The sequence below is a fragment of the Citrobacter freundii complex sp. CFNIH2 genome (assembly GCF_002880615.1).
Lineage (GTDB): Bacteria > Pseudomonadota > Gammaproteobacteria > Enterobacterales > Enterobacteriaceae > Citrobacter_A > Citrobacter_A amalonaticus_F.
In genome coordinates this window covers 4,616,400-4,642,074 of the sequence record NZ_CP025757.1, presented here as the reverse complement: position 1 = coordinate 4,642,074, position 25,675 = coordinate 4,616,400, and the positions used below count along the sequence as shown (strand labels likewise).

Annotated in this window: 26 protein-coding genes and 1 tRNA gene; 13 read left to right on the top strand and 14 right to left on the bottom strand. The window is 52.0% G+C overall.

The features are described 5' to 3' along the window. Positions 1–25: 25 nt before the first annotated feature. A complete protein-coding gene (gene yjeJ / locus WM46_RS22750; RefSeq protein ID WP_102603431.1) occupies positions 26–892 on the top strand; it encodes a YjeJ family protein in 867 nt (288 codons plus the stop codon). 76 nt (positions 893–968) lie between these two features. On the opposite strand, the gene WM46_RS22745 is transcribed toward yjeJ, so the two are convergent. The 3 genes from WM46_RS22745 to WM46_RS22730 all read right to left on the bottom strand — a co-directional run bounded on the left by WM46_RS22745 (position 969) and on the right by WM46_RS22730 (position 3,558). After that, a complete protein-coding gene (locus tag WM46_RS22745) occupies positions 969–1,322 on the bottom strand; it encodes a DUF4156 domain-containing protein (protein ID WP_045438856.1) in 354 nt (117 codons plus the stop codon). A 252-nt stretch (positions 1,323–1,574) separates the two neighbouring features. Further along, the gene (gene groL / locus WM46_RS22735; RefSeq protein WP_003025464.1) at positions 1,575–3,221 is read right to left on the bottom strand and encodes a chaperonin GroEL; all 1,647 of its coding nucleotides are present in this window, start codon (positions 3,219–3,221) and stop codon (positions 1,575–1,577) included. 43 nt (positions 3,222–3,264) lie between these two features. Beyond that, positions 3,265–3,558, bottom strand: a complete 294-nt coding sequence (locus tag WM46_RS22730) for a co-chaperone GroES (RefSeq protein WP_000027827.1) — start codon at positions 3,556–3,558, stop codon at positions 3,265–3,267. A gap of 272 nt (positions 3,559–3,830) precedes the next feature. On the opposite strand from WM46_RS22730, the gene yjeH reads away from it, so the two are divergent. Beyond that, complete coding sequence (yjeH, locus tag WM46_RS22725; RefSeq protein ID WP_102603430.1) at positions 3,831–5,081, top strand: L-methionine/branched-chain amino acid transporter; 1,251 nt, start codon at positions 3,831–3,833, stop codon at positions 5,079–5,081. 53 nt (positions 5,082–5,134) lie between these two features. Here yjeH and WM46_RS22720 read toward each other — a convergent pair whose 3' ends face one another. Then, positions 5,135–5,611 (bottom strand): FxsA family protein, encoded by a 477-nt coding sequence (locus tag WM46_RS22720; RefSeq protein WP_042999159.1) that lies wholly within the window; start codon positions 5,609–5,611, stop codon positions 5,135–5,137. Positions 5,612–5,951: 340 nt separating this feature from the next. On the opposite strand from WM46_RS22720, the gene aspA reads away from it, so the two are divergent. From aspA to WM46_RS22690, 5 genes are all read left to right on the top strand, one after another. Further along, the gene (gene aspA / locus WM46_RS22710) at positions 5,952–7,388 is read left to right on the top strand and encodes an aspartate ammonia-lyase (RefSeq protein ID WP_042999158.1); all 1,437 of its coding nucleotides are present in this window, start codon (positions 5,952–5,954) and stop codon (positions 7,386–7,388) included. 114 nt (positions 7,389–7,502) lie between these two features. Beyond that, complete coding sequence (gene dcuA / locus WM46_RS22705) at positions 7,503–8,804, top strand: anaerobic C4-dicarboxylate transporter DcuA (protein ID WP_061075474.1); 1,302 nt, start codon at positions 7,503–7,505, stop codon at positions 8,802–8,804. A 119-nt stretch (positions 8,805–8,923) separates the two neighbouring features. Next, positions 8,924–9,271 (top strand): divalent cation tolerance protein CutA, encoded by a 348-nt coding sequence (gene cutA, locus WM46_RS22700; protein ID WP_102603429.1) that lies wholly within the window; start codon positions 8,924–8,926, stop codon positions 9,269–9,271. Further along, complete coding sequence (locus WM46_RS22695; RefSeq protein ID WP_102603428.1) at positions 9,247–10,953, top strand: protein-disulfide reductase DsbD; 1,707 nt, start codon at positions 9,247–9,249, stop codon at positions 10,951–10,953. The genes cutA and WM46_RS22695 overlap by 25 nt, the downstream gene beginning before the upstream one ends. Positions 10,954–10,988: 35 nt before the next feature. Beyond that, positions 10,989–11,564 (top strand): transcriptional regulator, encoded by a 576-nt coding sequence (locus WM46_RS22690; RefSeq protein WP_043001810.1) that lies wholly within the window; start codon positions 10,989–10,991, stop codon positions 11,562–11,564. Here the strand turns inward: WM46_RS22690 and WM46_RS22685 are convergent. Together WM46_RS22685 and WM46_RS22680 are read right to left on the bottom strand one after the other, a co-directional pair. Then, entirely contained in the window at positions 11,561–12,151 is a 591-nt protein-coding gene (locus WM46_RS22685; RefSeq protein WP_102603427.1) for a LysE family translocator, read from the bottom strand. The genes WM46_RS22690 and WM46_RS22685 overlap by 4 nt on opposite strands. Positions 12,152–12,189: 38 nt before the next feature. After that, entirely contained in the window at positions 12,190–13,035 is an 846-nt protein-coding gene (locus tag WM46_RS22680; protein WP_102603426.1) for an AraC family transcriptional regulator, read from the bottom strand. Positions 13,036–13,204: 169 nt separating this feature from the next. On the opposite strand from WM46_RS22680, the gene WM46_RS22675 reads away from it, so the two are divergent. Beyond that, positions 13,205–13,280, top strand: a tRNA-Phe gene (locus WM46_RS22675). A gap of 280 nt (positions 13,281–13,560) precedes the next feature. Here the strand turns inward: WM46_RS22675 and WM46_RS22670 are convergent. Then, positions 13,561–14,520: a tyrosine-type recombinase/integrase gene (locus WM46_RS22670; RefSeq protein WP_102603425.1), complete on the bottom strand. Its 960-nt coding sequence runs from the start codon at positions 14,518–14,520 to the stop codon at positions 13,561–13,563. A 21-nt stretch (positions 14,521–14,541) separates the two neighbouring features. Then, positions 14,542–15,993: a TraI domain-containing protein gene (locus WM46_RS22665; protein ID WP_410374635.1), complete on the bottom strand. Its 1,452-nt coding sequence runs from the start codon at positions 15,991–15,993 to the stop codon at positions 14,542–14,544. 1,031 nt (positions 15,994–17,024) lie between these two features. Here WM46_RS22665 and WM46_RS22655 point away from each other — a divergent pair. The 5 genes from WM46_RS22655 to WM46_RS22635 all read left to right on the top strand — a co-directional run bounded on the left by WM46_RS22655 (position 17,025) and on the right by WM46_RS22635 (position 21,109). Then, positions 17,025–18,041, top strand: coding sequence for a hypothetical protein (locus WM46_RS22655; RefSeq protein WP_102603423.1), 1,017 nt, complete (start codon positions 17,025–17,027; stop codon positions 18,039–18,041). 107 nt (positions 18,042–18,148) lie between these two features. Further along, on the top strand, positions 18,149–19,345 hold the full coding sequence (locus WM46_RS22650) for a conjugal transfer protein TraF (protein ID WP_262360509.1): 1,197 nt from the start codon (positions 18,149–18,151) through the stop codon (positions 19,343–19,345). Between the two features lie 57 nt (positions 19,346–19,402). Beyond that, positions 19,403–19,948, top strand: a complete 546-nt coding sequence (locus WM46_RS22645) for a hypothetical protein (protein WP_102603421.1) — start codon at positions 19,403–19,405, stop codon at positions 19,946–19,948. Then, positions 19,945–20,493, top strand: coding sequence for a hypothetical protein (locus WM46_RS26695; protein WP_262360419.1), 549 nt, complete (start codon positions 19,945–19,947; stop codon positions 20,491–20,493). The genes WM46_RS22645 and WM46_RS26695 overlap by 4 nt, the downstream gene beginning before the upstream one ends. 1 nt (position 20,494) lies before the next feature. After that, the gene (locus tag WM46_RS22635; protein WP_102603420.1) at positions 20,495–21,109 is read left to right on the top strand and encodes a hypothetical protein; all 615 of its coding nucleotides are present in this window, start codon (positions 20,495–20,497) and stop codon (positions 21,107–21,109) included. A gap of 38 nt (positions 21,110–21,147) precedes the next feature. Here the strand turns inward: WM46_RS22635 and WM46_RS22630 are convergent, their stop codons facing one another. The 6 genes from WM46_RS22630 to WM46_RS22605 form a co-directional block, all read right to left on the bottom strand. Next, positions 21,148–21,831: an integrase gene (locus WM46_RS22630; RefSeq protein ID WP_102603419.1), complete on the bottom strand. Its 684-nt coding sequence runs from the start codon at positions 21,829–21,831 to the stop codon at positions 21,148–21,150. Positions 21,832–21,965: 134 nt separating this feature from the next. Beyond that, positions 21,966–22,922 (bottom strand): DUF1281 domain-containing protein, encoded by a 957-nt coding sequence (locus WM46_RS22625; RefSeq protein WP_102603418.1) that lies wholly within the window; start codon positions 22,920–22,922, stop codon positions 21,966–21,968. An 88-nt stretch (positions 22,923–23,010) separates the two neighbouring features. Beyond that, positions 23,011–24,003: an ArdC family protein gene (locus WM46_RS22620; RefSeq protein WP_102603417.1), complete on the bottom strand. Its 993-nt coding sequence runs from the start codon at positions 24,001–24,003 to the stop codon at positions 23,011–23,013. Positions 24,004–24,102: 99 nt separating this feature from the next. Next, positions 24,103–24,726 carry a hypothetical protein gene (locus WM46_RS22615; protein WP_102603416.1) on the bottom strand — a complete coding sequence of 208 codons (624 nt, stop codon included), beginning with the start codon at positions 24,724–24,726 and terminating at the stop codon, positions 24,103–24,105. A gap of 79 nt (positions 24,727–24,805) precedes the next feature. Further along, positions 24,806–25,114 (bottom strand): hypothetical protein, encoded by a 309-nt coding sequence (locus tag WM46_RS22610; RefSeq protein ID WP_102603415.1) that lies wholly within the window; start codon positions 25,112–25,114, stop codon positions 24,806–24,808. A 154-nt stretch (positions 25,115–25,268) separates the two neighbouring features. Then, positions 25,269–25,634 carry a hypothetical protein gene (locus tag WM46_RS22605; protein WP_102603414.1) on the bottom strand — a complete coding sequence of 122 codons (366 nt, stop codon included), beginning with the start codon at positions 25,632–25,634 and terminating at the stop codon, positions 25,269–25,271. Between the last annotated feature and the right edge of the window lie 41 nt (positions 25,635–25,675).

Below are 25,675 nucleotides of genomic sequence, written 5' to 3'. Positions count from 1 at the left end.
TTATTATTGGTGAGGGAGAACCGTTATGGCTATCAGTATCAAAGGCGTGAATACGGGTGTTATCCGTAAAGCTAACGAATTCATCGCGCTGGCGCTGAAAATTAAAGAGCCAAGGAACAAGGAATCGCTGTTTTTTCTGCCTGTGCTGGAATTACGCGATCTGCTGATTGCCGTGGAAAGTCGTCTGTACCAGAAACAGCAACTGAACGCTGCCGAACGTCAGCACTACGAAAAAACGCGCGACAATATCAGCAAGAAAATGCAGGAAAACATTCCCGCGATAGTGGAAGACGAACTTCGACACGCGGATATTCATCGCCGCGTCACCGCCGTCGCCTTAACCGACGGGAATGGCGACAACATCACGCTGACCTTCACGCTTCACGACGGCAATACCTGCATCCTGCGGGTGAACGAATTACAGATTGAGGTGCTGGTGTATGCCATAATTCGGGCGATAGAGAATGCCGGCATGCGAGAACTGGCGCTACGGCTCTCCTCGTTGCTGGACTTTTTGCCGCTGTATGATGCGGACTGCCTGGACCATGAGCGACTGGAATACGACACCTACACGCAGCCAGAGTGGAAACACGCGCTTTTCACGCATTATCTTGCGGTACTTTATCGTTTTACGGATGAAACAGGAAAGGAACGGTTCAGCGGCACTGTCGTGAAAACCCGCGTTCCATCGGGCAGTAAAGAGGCTGAAGCCATTTCCCGTCGTTTACTCGACTTTAGCCCGAGGCTGAAAAAGCTGGCAGGTAAACCTTGTCAGGCTTTTGTCAGAACGCTGACGGCGGATAAAGCACAAACGCTGACCCAGGAGCAATGCCTGCGCGCGCTGCATCATTTACGGGTTCAGTCCGTTCACACCGCAACCCAACACGCCTGATGGCGCTGCGCTTATCAGGCCTACTGGTGTACGAACACAGGCCTGATAAGAGGATTCTCCCGAACCACAACGCCTGTTAGTTAGGGCACTTATAAACCTGACCAATCATCTCACTGGCAGTCGGGACAAAGCTGGATAACATGCCCTGGCTCGGGCTGCTGACGCCATAAATCACGTTGCCGCCCATCGCTGCTGCCTGGTTGCGCAGGTCATTTGCCGCACCACGCATAGAACCGCCTTCTTCACCGTGCTGACCTGAAAGCCAGTTGCTTTGCTTCCCGGTGGCCGTGCCAACCAACTGACATTCAGCGCCTGGCTTCTCTTCAACAAAGCGAACGCTTTGCCCGGCGGAACTCAGTTCGTTGCTGGAGCTACAACCCGCCATCAGTAGCGCGGCACCGACGATCCCTGCTAAATATTTCACGTGCATGTTATTCCCCATAATCAATGAGCTGGACGTTTTGTCCGTCACTGAATCTTATACTAAAAAGATGACCAAAAGAAAAACCCCCGGACATTTCTGCCCGAGGGTTTCTCATTTTTCGCGAGATATGTATTTAATCAAATAATTCAAGTTGCAGGCAGGCGGCAAGTTCATGAATCCCCAGGAGCTTACATGAGTAAGTGACTGGGGTGAACGAACGCAGCCAACGAACCTGCGGCTTGAAGTATGAAGATTAAATTACATCATGCCGCCCATACCACCCATGCCGCCCATACCGCCAGCAGCACCTAAGTCAGGCGCGTCGCCTTTCGGCAGGTCGGTTACCATGCACTCGGTGGTGATCATCAGACCAGCCACAGAAGCCGCGTACTGCAGAGCAGAACGGGTTACTTTGGTTGGATCCAGGATACCCATGTCGATCATGTTGCCGTATTCTTCGGTCGCTGCGTTGTAACCGTAGTTGCCATCACCCGCTTTCACGGTGTTAGCGACAACAGACGGTTCTTCGCCGCAGTTCAGAACGATCTGACGCAGCGGAGATTCCATTGCGCGCAGCGCAACTTTGATACCCACGTTCTGATCTTCGTTCTGACCTTTCAGGCCAGCGATTTTGGAGGCTACGCGAATCAGCGCCACGCCACCACCGGCAACCACGCCTTCTTCTACCGCAGCACGGGTCGCGTGCAGGGCATCTTCAACGCGGGCTTTTTTCTCTTTCATTTCAACTTCGGTCGCAGCACCAACCTTGATAACGGCTACGCCGCCTGCCAGTTTCGCTACGCGCTCCTGCAGTTTTTCGCGGTCGTAATCGGAGGTGGCTTCTTCGATCTGCTGACGAATCTGCGTCACACGACCCTGGATTGCCGCTTCGTCACCCACGCCATCGATGATGGTGGTGGTGTCTTTGTTGATCACAACGCGTTTTGCCTGACCCAGGTCTTCCAGCGTTGCTTTTTCCAGCTCCATACCGATCTCTTCAGAGATTACGGTACCACCGGTCAGAGTCGCGATATCCTGCAGCATCGCTTTACGACGATCGCCGAAGCCAGGTGCTTTAACCGCAGCCACTTTCACGATGCCACGCATGGTGTTAACCACCAGCGTTGCCAGCGCTTCGCCTTCCACATCTTCAGCGATGATCAGCAGCGGTTTGCCTGCTTTCGCAACGGCTTCCAGAACCGGCAGCATTTCGCGGATGTTGGAGATTTTCTTGTCAGCCAGCAGGATGAACGGGCTTTCCAGTTCTACTGCGCCAGTTTCCGGCTTGTTGATGAAGTACGGGGACAGGTAGCCACGGTCGAACTGCATACCTTCAACGACGTCCAGTTCGTCCTGCAGACCGGTACCGTCTTCAACGGTGATCACGCCTTCTTTACCGACTTTGTCCATCGCTTCCGCGATCAGTTTACCTACGGTTTCGTCGGAGTTAGCGGAGATGGTACCAACCTGAGCAATGGCTTTAGAGTCGGAGCACGGTACGGACAGCGCTTTCAGTTCTTCAACCGCAGCCGCAACCGCTTTGTCGATACCACGCTTCAGATCCATCGGGTTCATACCCGCAGCAACGGCTTTCAGACCTTCAGTGATGATGGACTGAGCCAGTACGGTCGCGGTGGTGGTACCGTCGCCTGCAGCGTCATTCGCTTTAGAGGCGACTTCTTTCACCATCTGCGCGCCCATGTTTTCGAACTTGTCTTCCAGTTCGATTTCACGTGCGACGGAAACACCATCTTTAGTGATGGTCGGTGCACCGAAGGATTTGTCCAGAACGACGTTACGGCCTTTCGGACCGAGGGTGACTTTCACTGCGTCTGCCAGTACGTTTACGCCGCGCAGCATTTTCACACGAGCGTCGTTACCGAATTTTACGTCTTTAGCTGCCATTTTCTCTTTCCCTTAAATTCGTATGTTCAGTGTCGTTCGCGGATTACGCTTCAACAATTGCCAGGATGTCGCTTTCAGACATGATCAACACTTCTTCATTGTCGATCTTCTCAGATTTCACACCGTAACCATCGTTGAAAATCACGATGTCGCCGACTTTCACGTCCAGCGGTTGCACGGTACCGTTATCCAGGATGCGACCCTTACCGACAGCGATGATTTCGCCACGAGTTGATTTACCCGCTGCAGAACCGGTCAGAACGATGCCGCCAGCAGATTTGGACTCAACTTCTTTACGTTTAACGATCACGCGATCATGTAACGGACGAATACTCATTGATAGCTCTCCTTTGAGAAAGTCATTATCAGTTATGGGTGACGCCGGCCCGCTAAGGTTCCCGGCTAGTGACCAGAGAGATGGGGATGGGTTTTTGCCCCTTCAAGGGGCAACGTGAAAAAAAATTCTGATCAGCAAAAAATCCTGCAAAAACCCTACTTACCTCACATTTCTCGCCTATTTAATCGCTGGCGTCATAAGCAAATCCGATTGTGATAACATCGAAAACCTGCGCAGTTGCCTGGAATTCAGGCGCAAATGGATAACAACTCATGAGTGGACTGAAACAAGAGCTGGGACTGGCTCAGGGCATTGGCCTGTTGTCGACATCATTATTGGGAACAGGCGTGTTTGCCGTCCCGGCCCTGGCGGCACTGGTGGCAGGCAATAACAGCCTGTGGGCCTGGCCAGTTTTGATTGTTCTGGTGTTTCCCGTTGCGATTGTGTTTGCCCTGCTAGGCCGCCATTACCCCAGCGCAGGCGGCGTCGCGCATTTCGTCGGTATGGCGTTTGGCCCACATCTTGAACGGGTCACCGGCTGGCTGTTTCTGTCCGTCATTCCCGTAGGTCTTCCTGCCGCGCTGCACATTGCCGCCGGGTTTGGTCAGGCGATGTTTGGCTGGCACGGCTGGCAACTGTTGCTGGCCGAACTTGGCACCCTGGCGCTGGTGTGGTTTGTCGGTTCACGCGGCGCGAGCTCCAGCGCGAACCTGCAAACGGTGATTGCGGGTCTGATCGTGGCGCTGATTGTCGCTATCTGGTGGGCTGGCGACCTTCAACCGGCAGAGATTCCTTTCCCTGCGCCAGGCGATATTGAGATGTCGGGGTTGTTCTCCGCACTGTCGGTGATGTTCTGGTGTTTCGTCGGTCTGGAAGCGTTCGCCCACCTGGCCTCTGAATTCAAGGATCCTGAGCGGGATTTCCCGCGCGCGCTGATGATTGGTCTGCTGCTGGCCGGTTCGGTCTATTGGGCCTGCACCGTTGTGGTTCTGCACTTTGACGCCTATGGCGAAACGATGGCAGCGGCGGCCTCGTTACCGGAAATCGTCGTGCAATTGTTTGGCGTCCAGGCGCTGTGGGTAGCCTGTGTGATCGGTTATCTGGCCTGCTTTGCCAGTCTCAACATTTATATACAGAGTTTTGCCCGTCTGGTGTGGTCACAGGCGCAATACAAACCAGACCATTATCTGGCCCGCCTCTCCTCCCGTCATATTCCACGCAATGCGCTCAATGCCGTGCTGGGCTGCTGTGTGGTCAGTACGCTGTGCATTTATGCGTTAGAGATCAATCTCGATGCGCTCATCGTCTACGCCAATGGCATCTTTATCATGATCTATCTGCTGTGCATGCTGGCAGGGTGTCGCCTGTTGAAAGGTCGGTATCGTGCGCTGGCGATGGTGGGCGGATTATTATGCCTTCTGTTACTGGCAATGGTCGGCTGGAAGAGTCTGTATGCGCTGATTATGCTGGTGATACTGTGGCTGTTTTTGCCACAACGAAAAAAGGTTGAACATCACTTATAGGCCGGTTCTGCGAAAAGGCCCGGTGGCGCTTACGCTTACCGGGCCAACAGGAATCAGTCGCGACGATCGTCTTTGTGTTCGATACGGTCACGTTCTTCATCTTTGCGCTGGAACTCGCCGTCAAAGGTGTCGCCACCGCCGGTTCCGGCGCTAAAGCCGCCACCCGGCATCCGGGAAAAACGCAAATGCGGCAGCAGCTTCATCGTCAGATGCTTCTGCACAGGGGGTAATAAAAGAAGAAGACCAAGGAAATCGGTGAAAAAGCCTGGCAACAACAGCAACAGACCCGCGATGATCAGCGAAACACTCTTAATCATCTCTTCAGCCGGGCTCTCTCCTGCCGCCATTTTCTGCTGCATCAGCAAAAAGTTCTTAAATCCCTGGTTGCGAACCAGCGACATCCCGATGACCGAGGTGAAGATCACCAGAATGAGCGTCATCAGTACACCCATCACATGGGCGACCTGAATGAAGATAGAAATCTCAATATAAACATAGAGAAAGACTGCAAGTAACGGTATCCAGCGCAAAAGGATTCTCCTCAAACGACCGCCGTGGTGCGCACGTCGGTCCGAAAATAGTTGCGATTCGCATTAGTCGGATATAGGGGTGGTTCGCAAAATTTCAAGCTGTTTGTACACTTATTTTTAGAGTTAATCCTAAAGCGGTGACCTATTTCACAAAATAATAATTAAGGAGTAATTTACCACACTTAAAGTGATCCAGATTACGGCACAATTTCTGGAGCAGAATATGATCTCGTTGACCAGACCGATGTAGGGGATAATCGTCGGTCAAGAAACAATCGAAACCACATATATTCTGTGTGTTTAGTGCATTCATTGGCAGCTTTAAATAAAGAAGGTTCACATGTTAAACAACATTCGTATCGAAGAAGATCTGTTGGGTACCAGGGAAGTTCCAGCCGAAGCCTACTATGGTGTTCACACTCTGAGAGCGATTGAAAACTTCTACATCAGCAACAACAAAATCAGTGACATCCCTGAATTTGTGCGCGGCATGGTAATGGTTAAGAAGGCCGCTGCTCTGGCAAACAAAGAGTTGCAGACCATCCCTAAAAGTGTAGCGAATGCTATCATTGCCGCATGTGATGAAGTCCTGAATAACGGCAAATGCATGGACCAGTTCCCGGTAGACGTTTACCAGGGCGGTGCAGGCACCTCCGTCAACATGAATACCAACGAAGTGCTGGCCAATATCGGGCTGGAACTGATGGGTCACCAGAAAGGTGAATATCAGTACCTGAACCCGAACGACCACGTGAACAAATGTCAGTCTACTAACGACGCCTACCCAACCGGTTTCCGCATCGCCGTTTACGCTTCTATCGTTAAACTGGTCGACGCAATCAACCAACTGCGTGAAGGTTTTGAGCGTAAAGCTGTCGAGTTCCAGGACATCCTGAAAATGGGTCGTACCCAGTTGCAGGATGCGGTTCCGATGACCCTGGGTCAGGAATTCCGTGCTTTCAGCGTACTGCTGAAAGAAGAAGTGAAAAACATCGAACGTACCGCTGAACTGCTGCTGGAAGTTAACCTCGGCGCAACGGCTATCGGTACCGGTCTGAACACACCGAAAGAATACTCTCCGCTGGCCGTACAGAAACTGGCGGAAGTGACGGGCTTTGCCTGCGTTCCGGCTGAAGACTTAATCGAAGCGACCTCTGACTGCGGCGCTTACGTGATGGTACACGGCGCGCTGAAACGCCTGGCTGTGAAGATGTCCAAAATCTGTAACGACCTGCGCTTGCTCTCCTCTGGCCCACGTGCCGGCCTGAATGAGATCAACCTGCCGGAACTGCAGGCGGGCTCTTCTATCATGCCAGCAAAAGTGAACCCGGTCGTACCGGAAGTCGTCAACCAGGTGTGCTTCAAAGTCATCGGTAACGACATCACCGTCACCATGGCATCTGAAGCGGGTCAGCTGCAGCTGAACGTGATGGAGCCCGTGATTGGTCAGGCGATGTTTGAGTCCATTCACATCCTCAGCAACGCCTGCTACAACCTGCTGGAGAAATGTGTTAACGGTATTACCGCTAACAAAGAAGTGTGCGAAGGGTATGTCTACAACTCTATTGGTATCGTCACTTACCTCAACCCGTTCATCGGCCACCACAACGGCGACATCGTTGGTAAGATTTGCGCCGAGACCGGTAAGAGCGTACGTGAAGTGGTGCTGGAGCGCGGTCTGTTGACTGAAGCTGAGCTGGACGATATTTTCTCCGCACAGAACCTGATGCACCCGGCTTACAAAGCAAAACGCTATACTGATGAAAACGAACAGTAATCGTACAGGGTAGTACCAAGGAGGGCACGTCAGATGACGTGCCCTTTTTCTTATTAGAAGTTACTAAATAACAACAATTTAATATCAACTTGTTAAACAACAAGGAAGGCTAATATGATAGTTGTCGAACTTATCATTGTTTTGCTGGCAATCTTTTTGGGCGCCAGACTTGGGGGCATCGGGATTGGATTTGCAGGTGGACTGGGTGTTCTGGTTCTTGCCGCTATCGGCGTGAAACCGGGTAACATTCCGTTCGATGTGATTTCCATCATCATGGCGGTTATTGCTGCTATCTCTGCGATGCAGGTGGCGGGCGGTCTGGACTATCTGGTTAACCAGACAGAAAAACTGCTGCGTCGGAATCCGAAATACATCACGATCCTTGCACCGATCGTGACCTATTTCCTGACTATTTTTGCAGGCACCGGGAACATCTCCCTGGCAACGCTGCCGGTTATCGCTGAAGTGGCGAAGGAACAGGGCATCAAGCCTTGCCGTCCGCTCTCCACCGCGGTGGTTTCCGCTCAGATAGCGATCACCGCATCGCCTATCTCTGCTGCGGTCGTATACATGTCTTCGGTCATGGAAGGCCATGGCATTAGCTACATCCACCTGCTGTCCGTGGTCATTCCGTCCACGCTGCTGGCCGTGCTGGTGATGTCCTTCCTCGTAACCATGCTGTTCAACTCCAAACTCTCTGACGATCCGGTATACCGCAAACGTCTGGAAGAGGGTTTGATTGAGCTGCGCGGTGAGAAGCAGATCGAAATCAAACCGATGGCGAAAAACTCCGTCTGGCTGTTCCTGCTGGGCGTGGTGTGCGTAGTCGTTTATGCGATCGTCAACAGCCCGAGCCTCGGTCTGGTTGAGAAACCGCTGATGAACACCACTAACGCTATCCTGATCATCATGCTGAGCGTCGCGACGCTGACCACGATCCTGTGCAAAGTGGAAACTGACGCCATCCTCAACTCCAGCACCTTCAAAGCCGGTATGAGCGCCTGTATTTGTATCCTGGGCGTTGCATGGCTGGGTGACACTTTCGTGTCTCACAACATTGACTGGATCAAAGACACTGCAGGTGAAGTGATTCAGGGCCATCCGTGGCTGCTGGCCGTCATCTTCTTCTTTGCTTCTGCACTGCTGTACTCTCAGGCAGCAACCGCTAAAGCACTGATGCCGATGGCGCTGGCGCTGAACGTTTCCCCGCTGACTGCCGTTGCGTCTTTCGCTGCGGTTTCTGGTCTGTTCATTCTGCCTACTTACCCAACGCTGGTTGCGGCGGTACAGATGGATGACACCGGGACAACGCGTATCGGTAAATTTGTCTTTAACCACCCGTTCTTCATCCCTGGTACGCTGGGTGTCGTACTGGCGGTCTGCTTCGGCTTCCTGCTGGGCAGTTTCATGCTGTAAGTGTTACCTGCGGGGCGTGTTCACGCCCCGCATTTCCCTCCCCTTTGTCTAACATCCTTCCCTCGTCCGTTGTATAGTGACCACTCTTTTGCCGGTCATTCTGTTCATTCGAGGTGTTTATGCATGATGTAAGTCGTCAGGATATCTCCCTCTCCGATGCCGTTGTGGTGCTCTGTACAGCGCCGGATGAAGCCACCGCCCAGGATCTGGCGGCCAAAGTGCTGGCAGAAAAACTGGCGGCCTGCGCCACGATTATTCCCGGTGCCACCTCGCTGTATTACTGGGAAGGAAAACTGGAGCAGGAATACGAAGTCCAGATGATCTTAAAAACCTCGGTGGCACACCAGGACGCCTTACTCGATTGCCTGAAGTCTCATCACCCGTATCAAACGCCCGAGCTTCTGGTTTTACCCGTTACTCACGGAGACAGTGATTACCTCTCATGGCTCAACGCATCCTTACGCTGATCCTGCTTTTTTGCAGCACATCAACTTTTGCCGGACTTTTCGACGCGCCGGGTCGCTCGAGTTTTGTCCCTGCTGACCAGGCCTTTGCCTTTGACTTTCAGCAAAACCAACACGATCTGAATCTCACCTGGCAGGTGAAAGACGGGTATTACCTGTATCGCAAGCAGGTCAGTATTACCCCTGCGCGGGCGGAAATCGCGGAAGTGACGCTGCCTGCGGGCGTCTGGCATGAAGATGAGTTCTACGGGAAAAGCGAAATCTATCGCAATACGCTCACCATTCCGGTCACCATCAGCCAGGCGCAGTCAGGCGCGACGCTAACGGTAACGTATCAGGGTTGTGCCGACGCGGGTTTCTGCTATCCGCCGGAAAGCAAAACCGTGCCGCTAAGCGAAGTGACCGCCAGCGCAGAGCCAAAACCCGCGGCGCCAACAGCAACACAGCAACCGCAACCAGAGCAAGCGCCAGCCCAGCTCCCCTTCTCCGCCCTGTGGGCGCTGCTGATCGGTATTGGCATCGCGTTTACCCCCTGCGTACTGCCAATGTATCCGCTGATTTCCGGCATCGTACTTGGCGGTAAACAGCGTCTTTCCACCGGACGCGCGCTGCTGCTGACCTTCATCTACGTACAGGGGATGGCGCTAACCTATACCGCGCTGGGTCTGGTGGTAGCCGCCGCTGGATTGCAGTTCCAGGCAGCCCTTCAGCATCCGTATGTCTTAATCGGTCTGGCGGTGGTCTTTACCCTGCTCGCCCTGTCAATGTTCGGCCTGTTCACTCTGCAACTGCCATCGTCGCTGCAAACGCGCCTCACGTTGATGAGTAACCGTCAACAAGGCGGTTCTGCGGGTGGCGTTTTTGTTATGGGTGCAATTGCCGGACTGATTTGTTCGCCGTGTACAACCGCCCCGCTGAGCGCCATCTTGCTGTATATCGCCCAGAGCGGGAACCTGTGGCTTGGCGGCGGTACGCTGTATCTTTACGCGCTGGGGATGGGGCTGCCGCTGATGCTGGTCACCGTCTTTGGCAACCGTCTGCTGCCGAAAAGCGGGCCGTGGATGGCGCAGGTCAAAACGGCGTTTGGCTTTGTTATCCTCGCCCTACCGGTCTTTTTGCTGGAGCGCATCATCGGCGATACGTGGGGCTTACGGCTGTGGTCGCTGCTGGGCGTGGCCTTCTTTGGCTGGGCGTTTATCACCAGCCTGCAGGCAACGCGTAGCTGGATGCGCATCGTGCAGATAATCCTGCTGGCGGCGGCGCTGGTCAGCGTACGTCCGCTCCAGGACTGGGCGTTTGGCACTACGGTGACGCAGGCACAGGCGCATCTGGACTTCAAACCGGTGGCAAGCGTTGAGGAACTCAAGCAGGCGCTGGCCGAGGCGAAAGGCAAACCGGTGATGCTGGACCTGTACGCCGACTGGTGTGTCGCCTGTAAAGAGTTTGAAAAGTACACCTTCAGCCATCCACAGGTAAAACAGGCGCTGGGTGATACGGTACTGTTACAGGCTAACGTCACCGCCAATAACGCGCAGGATGTGGCGCTATTAAAGCATTTGCAGGTATTAGGATTGCCAACCATCCTGTTCTTTGATGCACAAGGACAGGAACACCCGCAGGCACGGGTGACGGGCTTTATGGATGCGGCGACGTTTAGTGCGCATTTGCGCGATCGCCAACCGTGAGCGACACTTTCAGAGATAAAGACGGAGGAATGACCGTGCAACGTGAAGATGTCCTGGGAGAAGCCCTAAAATTACTCGAGATCCATGGGATTGCGAACACTACGCTGGAGATGGTGGCCGAGCGCGTTGATTATCCGCTCGATGAAATGCAGCGTTTCTGGCCGGACAAAGAGGCGATTCTGTATGACGCGCTGCGCTATCTCAGCCAACAGGTGGATATCTGGCGTCGTCAGCTGTTGCTGGATGACACCCTGAGTGCCGAGCAAAAGCTGCTGGCCCGCTACACTGCGCTGGCAGAGTGCGTGAGTAATAATCGCTACCCGGGTTGCCTGTTTATCGCCGCCTGTACGTTTTATCCCGATCCGTCGCACCCGATTCATCAACTGGCGGATCAGCAGAAAAGCGCGGCGCACGACTTCACTCACGAACTGCTGACCACGCTGGAGATTGACGATCCGGCAATGGTGGCCAAACAGATGGAACTGGTGCTGGAAGGCTGTCTGAGCCGCATGCTGGTCAATCGCAGCCATGCGGATGTGGAGACGGCGCATCGTCTGGCAGAAGATATTCTGCGCTTTGCCCAGTGCCGCCAGGGCGGTGCGCTGACCTAAGCCAACAACCCCGCCCACGCAGAGATCAGCAGACACAGCGCCATCAAACGCTGAAAGCGCACCATCGCCACGGTGGTGCGAAACACTCGGTTTACCGCCTTCCCCAGCCACGCCCAACACAGTAAACATCCGATAGAGATGAGCAAAAACCACAGCGCCATCAATGCAATATCGCGCAGTGCATGACTCCCCGTCGGCGCAAACAGACTCACCACCGCCAACGCCATCATCCACGTTTTCGGATTTACTATCTGCAACAGCGCCGCGGCCCGCGCGGTAAAGCGATGAGATGGTTTTCCGGACAGATTCGCAGCCGGAGCGTTGAATAACTGCCAGCTCATCCAACTGAGCCACGCTACGCCTGTCCAGCTCATCACCTGCCGCACCAGCGGATATTGATGCAATACCTCCCCAGCCCCGGCACCGGAAATCAACACAATCATGCTCGCCGCCACACAACCGCTGACTAACGCGGGGAGTGTCGCTTTCACGCCATGATGCTGGCTGTTCGCCAGGATGAGGATATTGGTGGGACCGGGGGTGATAGAGGCGACAAACGCAAACAGCAAAAACGGCGCGATACTCACAGGCAGACTCCTTTTTAGTTGAGCTTCTGACTGTGACGCTATTTCCAGTGAACGTCTGGAAGGTTTGTGCACAAGCGACGGTAATGCGCAGGCGAAATACGATACGCACGCTGGAACCAGCGCCCCAGGTGGCTTTGATCGGCAAATCCCAACGCGGCTGCGACATTGACCGGCAGCGCGCCCTTCGCCAGCATCTGACGCGCCTTTGCCAGCCGCAGCTGAATCAACCACGCGTGCGGAGCGAGGTGAAACTCGCGTTTAAAGCTGCGCGTCAGCGTAAAACGATCCGTTCCGGTCTCGCGCGCCAGATCGGAAAGTCCAATATTGTCACCCATATGCGCATGCAGATAATCCCTGGCGCGGTGGGCGATCGCCGCGCTCTGTATCTGCGAAGGAAGGCGCTTTCGCCAGTGGCAATGGGTGGTGAGCTGTGAAAGAAGATGATCCATCGTACTTTGCTGCACAATACGCATCTCTTCGGTATGCAAAGCGCTAAACGTTTCGCCAATGGCGCGCACCAGCTGCGGCTCACGCGACAGCGTCCGGCTGAAATGCAGGGAATAGCGGTCCGGCGTGGTGTCATAAAGGCCCTGCAACGTTTTTGTCAGCCACTGCTCATCCAGATAAAAGGTGAGATAGGTAAACCCACCGGCCACCGGCGCATCGCCATCATGAATCTCACCCGGCTCCAGCAAAAAAGCATCACCCGGCTGGCTATGGTGACGCTCACGCCGACAGTGAAATTGCTGCGTACCGGAAAGCGTAATGCCGACCAGATAGCTATCGTGCCAGTGCGGGTCAAATGCATGCCCTTCAAAATGGGCTTTGATTGTCTCAATACCGGTATCGGCATGTTGTCGCAGCTCAAGCCAGTCGTTTGCCATACTGCCCTCCTCTCGCTGCCAGCATTGCCTGTTCAGAACGCGTCTGTCTGGAAGATTTGTGCAAACTGAACGCAGAAACGCACAGATTGCCGCAAACTTAAGCAGTTGAACAGCTTTTCCCTAAATTAGGTTGACTGTCATGCATGATTACGGTTTAATGCGCCCCGTTGCCCGGATAGCTCAGTCGGTAGAGCAGGGGATTGAAAATCCCCGTGTCCTTGGTTCGATTCCGAGTCCGGGCACCACTTCTTCAGAGCCTGTTCGTTAAGAGATGAGATCCTTAACGGGCAAGAAAAGTCCCGAACCATCATCTTGCAGGATGAGCACAGATCGTTCTGCATCTGAGGGTTAAGGGATTAAGAATCCGGGTGATGTTCCAGCATCACCCGGATTTCTCGCATCCCAATACTTTCAGTTAAAGGTTTCTACCGTTTCGGCGTCATTCTGTCAACGTTCTGTAAAGTAAAACACCTCTTTTTTTCCCTTTTTAATATCAAGACCTTAAAATTTGACTTAGGATTACTCCTAGAAAGCAAAGGCTGACTCCAGATTTCTGCGCAGGTTTTCGATGTTCGTTTCAACATACTCAAGTGTCACTGCAAGGCTTGAGTGACCAAGAAGCATCTGCACATCATTAAGGCTCCTTTCGGGCAGTTTCATCAGATCCGTGGCAATGGTATGACGGAAGCGATGAGGGCTGATAACGCAATCACATTCTTTTGACAGGCGACGGAAAAAAGCACGCATCGGCGGATGATCCATATTTTTTCCTTGCACCTTTTTCTTGAGTGAAAAACGACTGATATTAAAGAGCTGGTCGTCCTCTTTGGCACCCTTTTTAACAGACGTCTGGTACAGGTACATCAGTCTTTCCCGAAGGCGATCTGTAATCGGAACACGATGTTCACGATGATTTTTAGAACCTTCCGGCCTGAGATTAATCACTCCATCCTTTAAATCCACATCTCTCAGACGTATATGCAGCAGCTGATTTTGCCGCATTCCTGTATACCTGAGAGTATCGACAACCGTCATCCAGAACCATGCAGGTTCAAGCGCATTGGGTCTGTGATCCTCAATACCTGCTTCTTCTTCTCTTATCCTTCTTTCCATTACCAGATATATTTTCTTAATCTGGTCACCGTTAAGTGTCTTTTTCCTCTTGATATCAGGTTTCACAACTACAAGCTGAAAGGGATTTTCTTTATCAGTAATAAATTGATATTTTATTGCATGATTAAAAAGCGCACGCATATGTGCAACCTTATTGTTCCATGTCCGTTTACTTGACCCCTGCTCATTAAGAACATAACGCCTCCATTTAAGTACATCAGTCCGTGTAACACTTCCCGGTAATTTATCCTCGCCTGCAAACTCGCTAAACGTATTAACCACTTTTCGGTAACTCCACTCCGTAGCAGGACGCAGGAACTTATTTAAAAAGTAATCAGTCAGAAGGTCTTCGAAAGTTATGACAGTCTTCATTTTGACTCCATTTATCAATCATCAAACTTGTTTATTTTGATTTCTCGGTGATAACCAAATACTGTCAGCAGGACAGTTTCCTCTATTGAATATAATGTCAGCATTGATCATATAACCTGACAATTTATCATAATGACCGCTTTTATCTGGCGTATCATATTTATGGTAATGCCACAGGCCTTTACCATTTCGTGAATAATGGACATCAAGAGCTTCAAAGCTTTTTTGCAGTTCCGATTTATCGACCGACTCATTAGTATTCAGCGATAAATATTTATAAAAACACTCCGGCGATACGATGAATACAAACTGAGCCAGAATATGAGCAAAGCTGTCGCTCTCATTGACGCTGACCGAACCGTCAGGAATCGAAGATTTAAGCCATGCCAGAAAAGCTTTCCCTGGATTACTGCTTTCCGCCGTGACCGTTGTATCATCTTCAGTAGCTGTTTCAACGGGCACCGCGGTACCGGAAGCCTGAGAGCCGGACATCTGGTCAAGTACGCTCAGAAGTTCTGCAGTTGATACTGACTCATTCGTGTCTGATTCTTCAGATGTAACGTCAGGAGACTGAATGTCACGATTATCAAATGCCGACAACAATGTAACCTGCTCTGTAACGCCCCCGGCAGCATCATTACTTGTCCGGGTCTGGTTTATATCGTAACCCGCTGATGTAATACTGATTGGCCCTGCAACTGGTGTTATATCTTTATGACTGGACGATTGTTTCATATCGTCGTCTATTAAATCTGGGAGGCTGTTTCCCCCGGTTTTGTCACTTCGCTGGATACATTCGCCTGGAGCCTCCGGAATTACCGCTGACAGTATCTGGACAGATTCTGTTCCTGGAGTAAAAGCAACACTGGCAAGCGCATCACTGATGATGCTGTTCAGAATGCCAGATTGCGCTTTCTGACCACTGAGGTACAAATAAAGCGCACCAGAAATCCCTGGCCAGCGCAGCAACCAGACCGCAGCAGCGTCCGGGATTAATCTGCTGGCAATGTACATACCATTCATCGCCCCCGTCCCCCCCTGCCGTGGACGAACCCGCCAGTTAGCCCCTGGCATTTCCATGCCCGGATACCAGGTTTTACCGCCCGCCAGACTCCCTTCCACCTGCGAAAGCCAGTCCAGGTGATGAAAAAGTCCCGCCCAGAATACGGCACATACCCAGGCCGGCCCCTGTTCTGACTGCTCTTCAGGTGTTGCTCCCGGAGGTAACATCATGCCACGAACCAGCCTTACTGAACCTGCAGCCACAGACAGGCTGAGGTCAATAAAGCCCCCGGGAGAAGAGAACGGCCCGGCCCATGCTGCCGGTACCTCCTGAACACGCCCCGCCAGCTGCTGAAGCGGTTTTAACCAGAACTCATCACAGGCTGCCTGTGATAACGGGCAATTCTCTCTCAACATCCTGATGAGTTTCTGTCGTTCCACTGTTTCCAGCATCGCCTGACCGGGCCGCACGCACCTGTAGTTCCCCGCCTGTGATAGCTGTACGGAAGGCCTTGCTGTATGCTCTACCCTGCCTGACTGGCCCAGACCTGTTAACCACTTTAGCCCCCGCATCACCACCTCCTTAACCTGATTCTGAATTGGGGCTACGCTATGGGGGCCATTGTTTTTTGCAAGGCAAAAGCCTTAGTGCCTGATTAAACAAAACGAACTTGCATTAATCCTTCAGGGGCGATTTACAGTTTTCACGTGAAGTGAATTCATCTGCGTGATTCCTTATGCACCATCAGAAATCTGAGTGGAGCGACAGGAATGCAAAGAGTAGTGGTCTGTGGAATTATCCTCTGCTGGGGTCTGGTAAGTTACGGGATCAGCGCTCTCATTACGGGGTATCAGGACGGGATGGTATATATCTGGGGGCTTGTTTTGCTATCCCCTTTTTCTTTACGCGCAGTGAACCTGGTACAACGCAGACTCATCAACCGGCCCTGCATCCTGAGCCACCATAAGCATAAATCGAGGACGTTCGTACACCTGCATCCTGGCCAGCCAACCGTCAGTATTTCATCCAGGCGCGTAGTCTGGTTCTGGAATGGCGTTCTGGACAGCGTGGCAGAAGCCCTCAGGGATAATAAAAACACCGTCGTGATTGCATCCCACCTGCTGACCTCCTGCCGAATTAAACGCATCAGAAGGCATCTTCGGTCTGGCTGTTACCGGAGCCATGTCATTCATGTCCCCTTCACACCCGCTGCGCGTGCAGTCATGCAGCTCGAAATTCTTCTGGCACAGTGGCGCTGGCGCGTCCCGTCAAGAACGATATGGCCTGTTCTTGTCATCCGAAAATCTTTTAATCCGGAAAAATAAAATCCCCTGTTTTGATTTTCAGGTTGTCATCACACTGGCTACATCAATGTAGTCGATCTGAACGATCGATTTTCATCGTTATACATCCAGTGTGACGCGCGGTAACGTATCCACAGTGGATACATAAACAAATAACTTAAGGCAAATTATTGTGTTAGCCAACACCGGGAAACGTTATGAACCGTCTGAACATCACCTCCATTCTGGCCAGCATCACCACTGAACGGGATGAAAAAATGCAGCAGCTGGTCACCCGGCTTTCCGACGGAAAAAAAACGTCTGTCAGCCCTGTTGCGATACGTTTTAAACCCGCCGTAAGGGACTTCGTCACCCTGGTATCAGGCCGTCTGGGTATCTCATCAGCTGAACTGGTTAATATTCTGGTCGAGGGCATCATGCGTGAGACGCTTATTCCCCGGCAGGCTGTTATCACACACATTCATGAACGGTTCTGGCTGCTGATGGATGAACACCGGCTTTCGGTTCTCGATGTGGCCCGACTGCTCTCGGACTGGAACATCGGCCTGAGCGTTCTGGAAAGCCGTGAAAGGACGATGGATTATTTAACTGCCCCTTTGCTGAAGCAATTGGCAGAGTGGTTTTATGTCAGCTCCCAATGGCTGGAAGGAAGTGAAGCCCGGCCCGTACATCTGACCGCTTTCAGCGACTGGATGCAGGTTGCCCGGACGATAAAAAAAAGAATCCAGGGTACTGTCACCGCCGACATCCTGACCCAACCAGATATTTACCTGGTCAGACAGAGTGACATCGCCGTAGCGGATATCACAGACGCCCCCGGACACGTATTCATTTTTATCCGGCGCTATAAAACAATTAATAACACGACAATCCGTGTCGTTGAATGTATCGGATATTGTCCATCCTCAGGGGATTATAAGACACAGCTAAATTCGTTCCTCTGCATGAGCAATATTCTTTTCAGGGAGCATATTTTCAAAAGCGTCGACACCTTTTATGCCTCCGGTTATTTACTGGATGCACTGAAAGAAGGAAAGGTACTTCCGGCTTCAGCTCTGTGGGAGATACAGAAACTTCACCGTACAGAGTCAGGTAAGTTTTCGCAAAACATATGGACCGAGGAGGAAAGAGAAGCGTTTCTTTTCCCCGAGGAGTATATAACCCCCGAATGGAGTAAATTTGCCAGCGAAATAACAGCGCTCAACATTCAGTGAAATAACTAATCAACATATTGTTTTTATTGGTGCGCCTGCACCAGGGGATTCTTTTGCCTTAAAAACCTTAAACGAGAAAGGAATAAATGATGAAAGCTTCAATTTCAATGATTACACGCAGCATTTCTGTAGCCCTGCTGGTTTCCGCTGTACCTTCAGTCCATGCGGCCACAAGCTGGATGGAAGCCCGAGGTGATGCAATGGGAGGTACCGGCGTGGCGTCAGCACACTACGGTACCGCAGCGCTGGCTAACCCGGCACTACTGACTCAGTACGGTCCGACTGATGATTTTAGTCTCGTACTGCCGTCTGTGGGCGCTCAGGTCTCTGACCCGGATAAAGCCGTAGACAGCGCTGATGATGTGAAAGACCTGTGGGACCATTTTGACGCGGCAGTCGACAGTCAGTCCGGCGTCAGTGAAAGCGCGGCCGCGCTGAAAAGTAAACTCAGTGATCTGAAAAACGCGCATGCCAATGGACAGGTTGGTGCTTCCGTTATTGCCACAGTTCCGAACCAGACCCTGCCATTTGCCGTCGTGGTGAAATCATGGGGAACCGTCTCGGTCAACGGAGAGGTCAGCGAACATGACCTGGAATATCTCGATAAGGTGGCAGACGGCACCATTCCATCATCTGCAGTGGACACTGATGCCCTGACATCCAGAGCTTACGGACGTGCGGCGGTGATCACCGACGTCGGCGTGGCTATGGCGCATGAATTTGAAATTGCAGGACAAGCATGGTCTTTCGGTATCACACCTAAATACCAGCGCGTTGACCTGTTTAACTACAACGTTTCTGTCAGCAACTTCGACAAAAACGACATTGATTCCAGTGAGTACCGTAATACCAAAACCGGTTTTAACGCCGATATCGGTCTTGCGACGAACCTGAATGATAACTGGACTCTCGGTCTGGCCGTTCAGAATATCATCCCACGCTCAATCGATACCAAAGAAGTTAACGGTGAAAAAGAAACGTTCAAGGTTAAACCGCAGGCCACGGCCGGTACTTCATGGCACAACAGTTTTATCACAACCGCGCTCGATATCGATCTGACTGAAGCGAGTGGTTTCAACAGTGACAAGAAACGCCAGTTTGCGAGCCTGGGTGCCGAGATTAATGCCTGGAACTGGATGCAGGTACGCGCCGGTTACCGCCAGAACATGGCTTCCGGCGAAGGCAATGCCTTCACTGCAGGTCTGGGTTTCTCCCCGTTTGATGTGGTTCACCTGGATATCACGGGTATCGCAGGTACCGATCGTACCTACGGCGCTGTTGCACAACTTCAATTTACCTTCTGATTTATCAAATTTAAGGGGCTGTTTACCCACAGCCCCTCCAGCCCTCAGGAGAACACTATGAAAAATCTAATCTTTCAATCTGTAATGTCTTTCGTGCTTTTGACCCTTGTGGGGTGTAGTCAGAACCAGCTCAAGGCGTTTCAGCAACAACTGTCAGATGTCAGCACGATGATGTCATCCGGAGAGCAACAGACTTCTGAAAAACAGGCTGAACGTCATGAGGTTGTTCGTTCTTTCATCCTGCCAGTCGGCGTTGATACAGCAGCCATGCGCCTGAAGCAGCATTATGGTTTTCCCTCCGATGAAGACGTTGCTGCTGCCAGAAACAATGGTCAGGGAAATGCAGGCTGGTCCGCATCAGCGATTTCAGAAGGTGCGAGCTGGTCAGCACAGCCAGGTTCTTATTATCGCATGAGCCGGATCTGGGCTGGTAGTGACCGTCTGACGTTAGAAGTCAGAGGCGATGCTAAACAAAGTAATGTAACAGCAACCTACCTCTCCTCCACTCCGGAACATCTCAAACCCGAATGGACCGCACGCCTGTGGAAAGAAATTCCGGAAGTCGCACGCGGTGCGACAGCTATCCATGGGAGCACACAATGAGCAAGTTGACAGACAATCGCATCACAGAGATTCTGGCTCGTGCTGAGGTGTTCGATGACTCGGTACTGACAGATTACGCAGATATTGCGGCTGCCATGCGAGAGCTTCAGCAGCGCCGTGCAGCCGATAAGAACTTTTTCATGTATGGGATCGCAGAACCTGATGGCAGCGCTTACATGGATGAGGTGTGCGTATCACACGACAGGGGATTGCTTGAGAGTATCGCCGGCGAACTTAATCTGAGCGAAGGCTCTGATGGTTATCGTGTTGTTGCACTCTATACGGTATTACCGCTGACCAGTCATGAGCGCAATGAATTTCAGGCCTTCCGGAAAGAACTGGACGCAGCGAAAATGCAGGTTGCTGAACTCAAGGCGCGAACCATTTCGTTAATCATGCCACCACGTAAAAGCGAAAACGACTACGTTGGCGGGACTTTCGATAACTTCGATTTGGCGGGTATTTACAATGCATGCCGATTAGAGTGCGAAGTAAAATTCAAAAACGCATGCGCAACTGCAGGCATCCGGATCAAAGGAGACTGAAATGTCCAGTGTAACGATGAAAGGACGTATCAACGCTATTGATAAGCAAATTAGCGATGCCGGTGAAGTTATTTCAAAGCGCGAGCGTTCAGTCAGACGGGCAGAACGAAATCTGGAAATAACCGAAGACCACCTTGCTGAGCTGGAAAACCAAAGAGATGAACTCATCATCGCGAGCTGGGGAGATGCGCCAAACTGGCAGGGAATATTTGGAATGAGTGAGGACGCCTCCTCTGCCATGCGAGCATACCGGGAAAAATGGATCAGTACGATACCCGGCATGCGTCTGACGTCCTACGGCAATATATATACCGGGCAGTCAGTTTACGGGATCGGTTTTACGACAAAGTCTGAGACAGAACTGGAACAAACAATCAGGATGGTAGAGTTCATTCTGCCATACCTCCTTGCGGATGAGCGAAAAGAAAAAGCATTAATGATTTATAACTATCCCGCAATGGATTGTTGCCAGAGCTTCGTTTTCAACATCGAAACCGGAAAATATGGTATTGCCACAGACCGATTTATGTCACGTCAGGAAACAATGGAATTCCCCTCTCTGGAAGGTGCACTCCGTCATCTGCAGGAAAATTCTCTGTTCGAAGAGGAGCCATAAAATAAAAGCTCCCGACCGGCGGGAGCTTTTAAAATGATTCAGGCGGCCTGACTCAGGACGGATCGTAAACGGCTGGACCAGTTTCCCTGATAATGTCCAAACGTATATAACACCCGCCGGCGCTCATCATTCAGCGAATTACCTATGACCACCTCTCCCGCCACGCCGCACAGTGACAGCTGAATGTATGCCATTCCTGCTGCCAGCGGATCGATGTCAGTTGCAGACACCCATAAATATCGATGAGGAGAGTAGCCTGCTTCACGCAAAACAGAGGCAAATGCCAGTGTCATACAGCCGGCGCCACAGGCAGGTTCGGAGAGTGTGATAAACGGCTTGTTTCTGAAATTTTCTTCGACTTTGCCAAGCTGCATTCTGGCCATCATCACACCAACGCTCCAGGGTGTGAAAAACTGAGCGCGGTACTTATCGCCCATTTCCAGTTGCATAAAGATCCGGCCCAGAAAATCCCCCGGCTTGTCCTCCAGTCCGTTTACCACATGGGCCAGCAGCTTTGCCATGCTGACGACATCCGGCTTTTCATAACGTGCAACGATACGCAGATATTTCTGTTCCCGCTTTTCGCAAAAGCTGAGGGCATTCTGAAGAGCAATGACGCTGCAGCTGACAAAGTCTTCGAAAACCTGATGCCGGTGATGGTACCGGGCTGTCTGGTTAAAGAGGGAAATAAAAGCCTTTTCGTGATCAATTACACCTTTCATATTCGTTCGTGTCTCCGTATCAGGAAACACGATCCCCCCAGGGAAACAGTGTTTCCCTTGAGGGTAAAAAAGGACCACAACTTATGTCGTGGCCTGTGGGTTCAACGGGTTTCCCCGGTTATTCAGTCTGAGCGTCAGGCACGTACACTGCCGTACTGATTTGTCGCTACCGTAACCGGCATAACAGAAGTGGAGTCAGTGACCAGATACATCCGGGCACCGGCACCTTCTTCAGACGTCATTCCCGGTACGTCTTCCGGATAAGGGCCACTGTCAACATGATCACCCTGTTCGAAGCAGTTGTACCCGAACGTACCGACATCAGGCGATGTCCAGTAATGCCGGATTTCACAGTCAAACAGCCTGGACATCTCTCCCATCACCTCCCCTGAGGGCGGATACCACGGAGAAACAAACGTCAGCACCAGAGTGTTCATCGTCTCTCTGTTCCAGACGGCCTGATGCCCGGCCGGGAATTCCATACCAAAAAGCTGCATGTACAGTTCCGACGTTGTGTTGAGTTCACGAAACAGCCCGCTGTTACCGTTCAGCTCTGTCGCAAGACGTGACGGCATCACCATCAGCATATCGCAGGGGCATGTCGTCTCCGGCATTATACTGAGCCAGTTCCAGCGCTCCTCCGGATCAAACGTGCCACCTGCGCCGGCGATACCAAACCAGTCAGCGTAGTGAACGGCCATCAGTTGCGTCATTACCTGCCGCGCGCTGACCGGTAAGCTTTCCCATTTCAGACTGTCTACCCCGGACTGAAGATAGATCCGCTCCATACGGGAAATTACCTGACTGTCGAGCCATACATCCTTTTCCAGCAATTCCAGAAAATGCTGGAATGCCAGATTAGAGGGGACTGATGACCCGGCGCCGGCGGCGGTAAGTAAAGGGTAAGCGACATACTCCGTTGCTTTGGTGGGTTTAAGTATGCCGGCACATCCGGCCAGAAACAGCTTTATCGCCTGCCGTATGGCATGCCGGTAACGCGGAGTTTCTGTGCCGGCGATCCAGGCCTGCATGACGTCAACACAAACAGATTTTGCGGTAATTTCCAGACGGTTTTTGCACCATGAAAACATAGTGTTTACTCCTCTTTAGTTAAATAAGAGGACATCCCCCTGAGGAGATGCCCTCAGGGGACGTATGGCCGAAGCCATCAGGTTGTGGTTAAGCAGCCTGTTCCGGTTGACGGTTCAGGGGCTGCAGTAGAAATTCCGACGCTTCCCGGGCAAACCGGCAGGCACGGAAAAATGCTTTTTTGTCGTCACGAAGTACCTTCAGCCAGCTCGCCAGATAGCTTTCATGCTGCACATCACCATAAACACCCAGTTCTGCGCAGAGAAAGGCGCTGCCGGTTTCCGCGATAAGCTCCTCGAAGGCGTAAACCGGATCACCGAATTTACGTGACGACGAGGTTATCCCTTCACGGTTCAGGCGGCTGCTGTGCCCGGTGGCATGGACCAGTTCATGCAGCAATGTGGACCAGTAATCGGCCTCAGAAACAAACTGGGACGTTGTTGGCATCACAATCCGATCGGTCGATGGCTGGTAATACGCACGGTTCTGGCGGTAAGACGTACACGCTACGCCTGCCGCATTCAGTATTGCCAGCATCTGCGCTTGCTGATGCTCACTGAGTATTGAACCACGGTCATCTTCTGTCGTTGTCACCTGCTGCTGCATACCTGCGACAGCGTCCGGCAGTCCGTCGCACTGGGCAACGTTGAAGAGCTGTAGTGGTTTCAGCATTGCAAGCGACTCCATCATGGGCCTGCCATCCTCATCGAACAGTCTGGTGCCATCATCATCTGTCGTCTGTTTCTCAAAAGACTTGTAGATGATGGCCATCGAGCACATTTCGCCCTTACGAACCTGACCGCCCACTGCCTTCGCCTGCTGATATGTCAGCCATCGGTCGGAAGAAAATCCCCGCTCTTCAGCTGACATCCACAACAGCGGAATATTTACTCCACTGTAATGTTTGCCGGTTGTTGCATTCACCGGTAAAGCGTTGCCATGCACATTCTGTGCAGAACGCCACGGCCGGCGCCACGGTGGAACACCTTTTACCATGGCGGCAATTATTTTATCGGTGACCTGCTGGTAAAGATCGGCTTTCTGAGACGGCGCGGCCTGTCGGCCGCGAATGGATTTGTTCATACGGAAGCAACCTGTAAAAAAACGGGCGCCTCCTTCCCGGTGGTGGAAGAATGCGCCACCGGTGAGTGGAAAAATACTGCGTAGGCTGTCAGCTAAGTCTCAGGGACGATTCCCCCTGTAACGGAATGAACCGTCAGACATAATCTCGCTGACGCTGCTGCGCACGCTGCGGACAGCATTCTCCAGCATATCGCGATCAGCCTGCTTTGCCCGCTTGCAGTCAAGACGTATTACCCTGTCAAGCACATGCAGTGCCTGTGAACGCCAGCTAAGGCGTTCCACATTACCCACACAAGCAGGCAAATGACGGAGAGATTGATCGTAGAGCCAGCAAATATTGCTGCGGAATTCATCAACCAGGACATAAACCTTCTCAGGCGGACGGGTCTCTTTACGAATTGTCATACCTGTACCCAAGGGGCCATCTGCAGGCATCATAAAAAGATCGTGGTGTTCATTCAGAACCGCATCGAATTTGCTTTGCTCCATGAAGGTCTTAAAAGAGTATTCCTTCTCCGGGATTAGCCGGTCAGCATTTTCCGACCAGTTTTCATCTTTAGAGGGATTACAACCTTCCGCCCATGCCCTGAGCCATTCCCCGGGGTTTCTGTCATCCGGAACCCGGATGTATATACCAAGGTTCTTCTCAAGCAGCAGTGGCCTTTGCATACCGCCCTGCTGTGATAAAAGCGGGCGTAATTCGGTTGAGGTAAAGCGAATCATCTGGACTCCTTAAGTCTAAGGAGGAAACCTCCCCTAGAGGGAAGGTCCCTCCGGGAAGTGTTAATCAGTCAGAACTGATTCAGTCGAAACGGTAACGCAGCCAGGCCATCTGTTGCGCCATCAGCCGCCCCGCCCGTAAAGCCTTACGTGCGGAGGCAAACTGACCAGCGCTGGCTAGTTGCTGATACTGCCAGTCACGCGAACTGTAGCCCGTTCTGCGTGAAATGATGGCGGTAAACCCCCCTTCAGACTGAACGACCTCGGCGCGGAAACTGCTGTGGCCGCTGCGGTTGGTGAACCATTCAGCCTGCTGTTGCCGCATTGCTTCTGAAATGCGGCTGAGGACGAACGTGGTATGGGTGATAAACAACAGTATTATACTGCTCATGGTTTTCTCCTTAGTTAATGCGGAGAAAACCATCACCGCAGATGCAGGGAGGTTGTCCCCGCATGGGTTGGTACATCAGTTATAAGCTGGCTTCATTCAGAAAACACAACCACCTCCGTATGGAGAAAGTCCCCATAGGGTTCAGTGCATCACGTCAGAAATCAGCATCGCTGCGTTCCATAGCCAGAAAGGCCTCTTCGTCTTTGACTGCGCTTTTGTAGAAATATGTCCAGGCTTCTTTATCAATACCTTCTGCCATGCGGCAGAGGTCGTTAAAGAATGCCTCCCATGATCCCGGTATAAGTTTTCGAACATACAGTTCAGCCAGTTCCCGGGCAACAGAAGCCATATCCCAGACGTAATACGGAAAGCCGTCTTCATCTGTCCCGGTATTTAGGTCAAGGCGGCGAAGCGCTGCGATACTCAGCAGCTCGCCTTCCGCTTTAGCCAGTGCAACTTTGTGAGCATTACGCTCGCTGGCACGGATGTGAAAATCTTCGGTGAGAATTAACTCGTTCATAAAGGATTCCTTAAAGAGTTGTGGAATCCTGTCCCTGACTG

What these genes read in the sequence shown, in the direction of transcription:
- WM46_RS22615 (WP_102603416.1), bottom strand. Translation starts at nt 24,726, where the DNA reads ATGATTCGCTTTACCTCAACCGAATTACGCCCGCTTTTATCACAGCAG.
- WM46_RS22680 (WP_102603426.1), bottom strand. Translation starts at nt 13,035, where the DNA reads ATGGCAAACGACTGGCTTGAGCTGCGACAACATGCCGATACCGGTATT.
- yjeH (WP_102603430.1), top strand. Translation starts at nt 3,831, where the DNA reads ATGAGTGGACTGAAACAAGAGCTGGGACTGGCTCAGGGCATTGGCCTG.
- WM46_RS22730 (WP_000027827.1), bottom strand. Translation starts at nt 3,558, where the DNA reads ATGAGTATTCGTCCGTTACATGATCGCGTGATCGTTAAACGTAAAGAA.
- cutA (WP_102603429.1), top strand. Translation starts at nt 8,924, where the DNA reads ATGCATGATGTAAGTCGTCAGGATATCTCCCTCTCCGATGCCGTTGTG.
- dcuA (WP_061075474.1), top strand. Translation starts at nt 7,503, where the DNA reads ATGATAGTTGTCGAACTTATCATTGTTTTGCTGGCAATCTTTTTGGGC.
- WM46_RS22670 (WP_102603425.1), bottom strand. Translation starts at nt 14,520, where the DNA reads ATGAAGACTGTCATAACTTTCGAAGACCTTCTGACTGATTACTTTTTA.
- WM46_RS22695 (WP_102603428.1), top strand. Translation starts at nt 9,247, where the DNA reads ATGGCTCAACGCATCCTTACGCTGATCCTGCTTTTTTGCAGCACATCA.
- WM46_RS22745 (WP_045438856.1), bottom strand. Translation starts at nt 1,322, where the DNA reads ATGCACGTGAAATATTTAGCAGGGATCGTCGGTGCCGCGCTACTGATG.
- aspA (WP_042999158.1), top strand. Translation starts at nt 5,952, where the DNA reads ATGTTAAACAACATTCGTATCGAAGAAGATCTGTTGGGTACCAGGGAA.
- yjeJ (WP_102603431.1), top strand. Translation starts at nt 26, where the DNA reads ATGGCTATCAGTATCAAAGGCGTGAATACGGGTGTTATCCGTAAAGCT.
- WM46_RS26695 (WP_262360419.1), top strand. Translation starts at nt 19,945, where the DNA reads ATGAGCAAGTTGACAGACAATCGCATCACAGAGATTCTGGCTCGTGCT.
- groL (WP_003025464.1), bottom strand. Translation starts at nt 3,221, where the DNA reads ATGGCAGCTAAAGACGTAAAATTCGGTAACGACGCTCGTGTGAAAATG.
- WM46_RS22605 (WP_102603414.1), bottom strand. Translation starts at nt 25,634, where the DNA reads ATGAACGAGTTAATTCTCACCGAAGATTTTCACATCCGTGCCAGCGAG.
- WM46_RS22620 (WP_102603417.1), bottom strand. Translation starts at nt 24,003, where the DNA reads ATGAACAAATCCATTCGCGGCCGACAGGCCGCGCCGTCTCAGAAAGCC.
- WM46_RS22635 (WP_102603420.1), top strand. Translation starts at nt 20,495, where the DNA reads ATGTCCAGTGTAACGATGAAAGGACGTATCAACGCTATTGATAAGCAA.
- WM46_RS22625 (WP_102603418.1), bottom strand. Translation starts at nt 22,922, where the DNA reads ATGTTTTCATGGTGCAAAAACCGTCTGGAAATTACCGCAAAATCTGTT.
- WM46_RS22630 (WP_102603419.1), bottom strand. Translation starts at nt 21,831, where the DNA reads ATGAAAGGTGTAATTGATCACGAAAAGGCTTTTATTTCCCTCTTTAAC.
- WM46_RS22645 (WP_102603421.1), top strand. Translation starts at nt 19,403, where the DNA reads ATGAAAAATCTAATCTTTCAATCTGTAATGTCTTTCGTGCTTTTGACC.
- WM46_RS22655 (WP_102603423.1), top strand. Translation starts at nt 17,025, where the DNA reads ATGAACCGTCTGAACATCACCTCCATTCTGGCCAGCATCACCACTGAA.
- WM46_RS22650 (WP_262360509.1), top strand. Translation starts at nt 18,149, where the DNA reads ATGATTACACGCAGCATTTCTGTAGCCCTGCTGGTTTCCGCTGTACCT.
- WM46_RS22610 (WP_102603415.1), bottom strand. Translation starts at nt 25,114, where the DNA reads ATGAGCAGTATAATACTGTTGTTTATCACCCATACCACGTTCGTCCTC.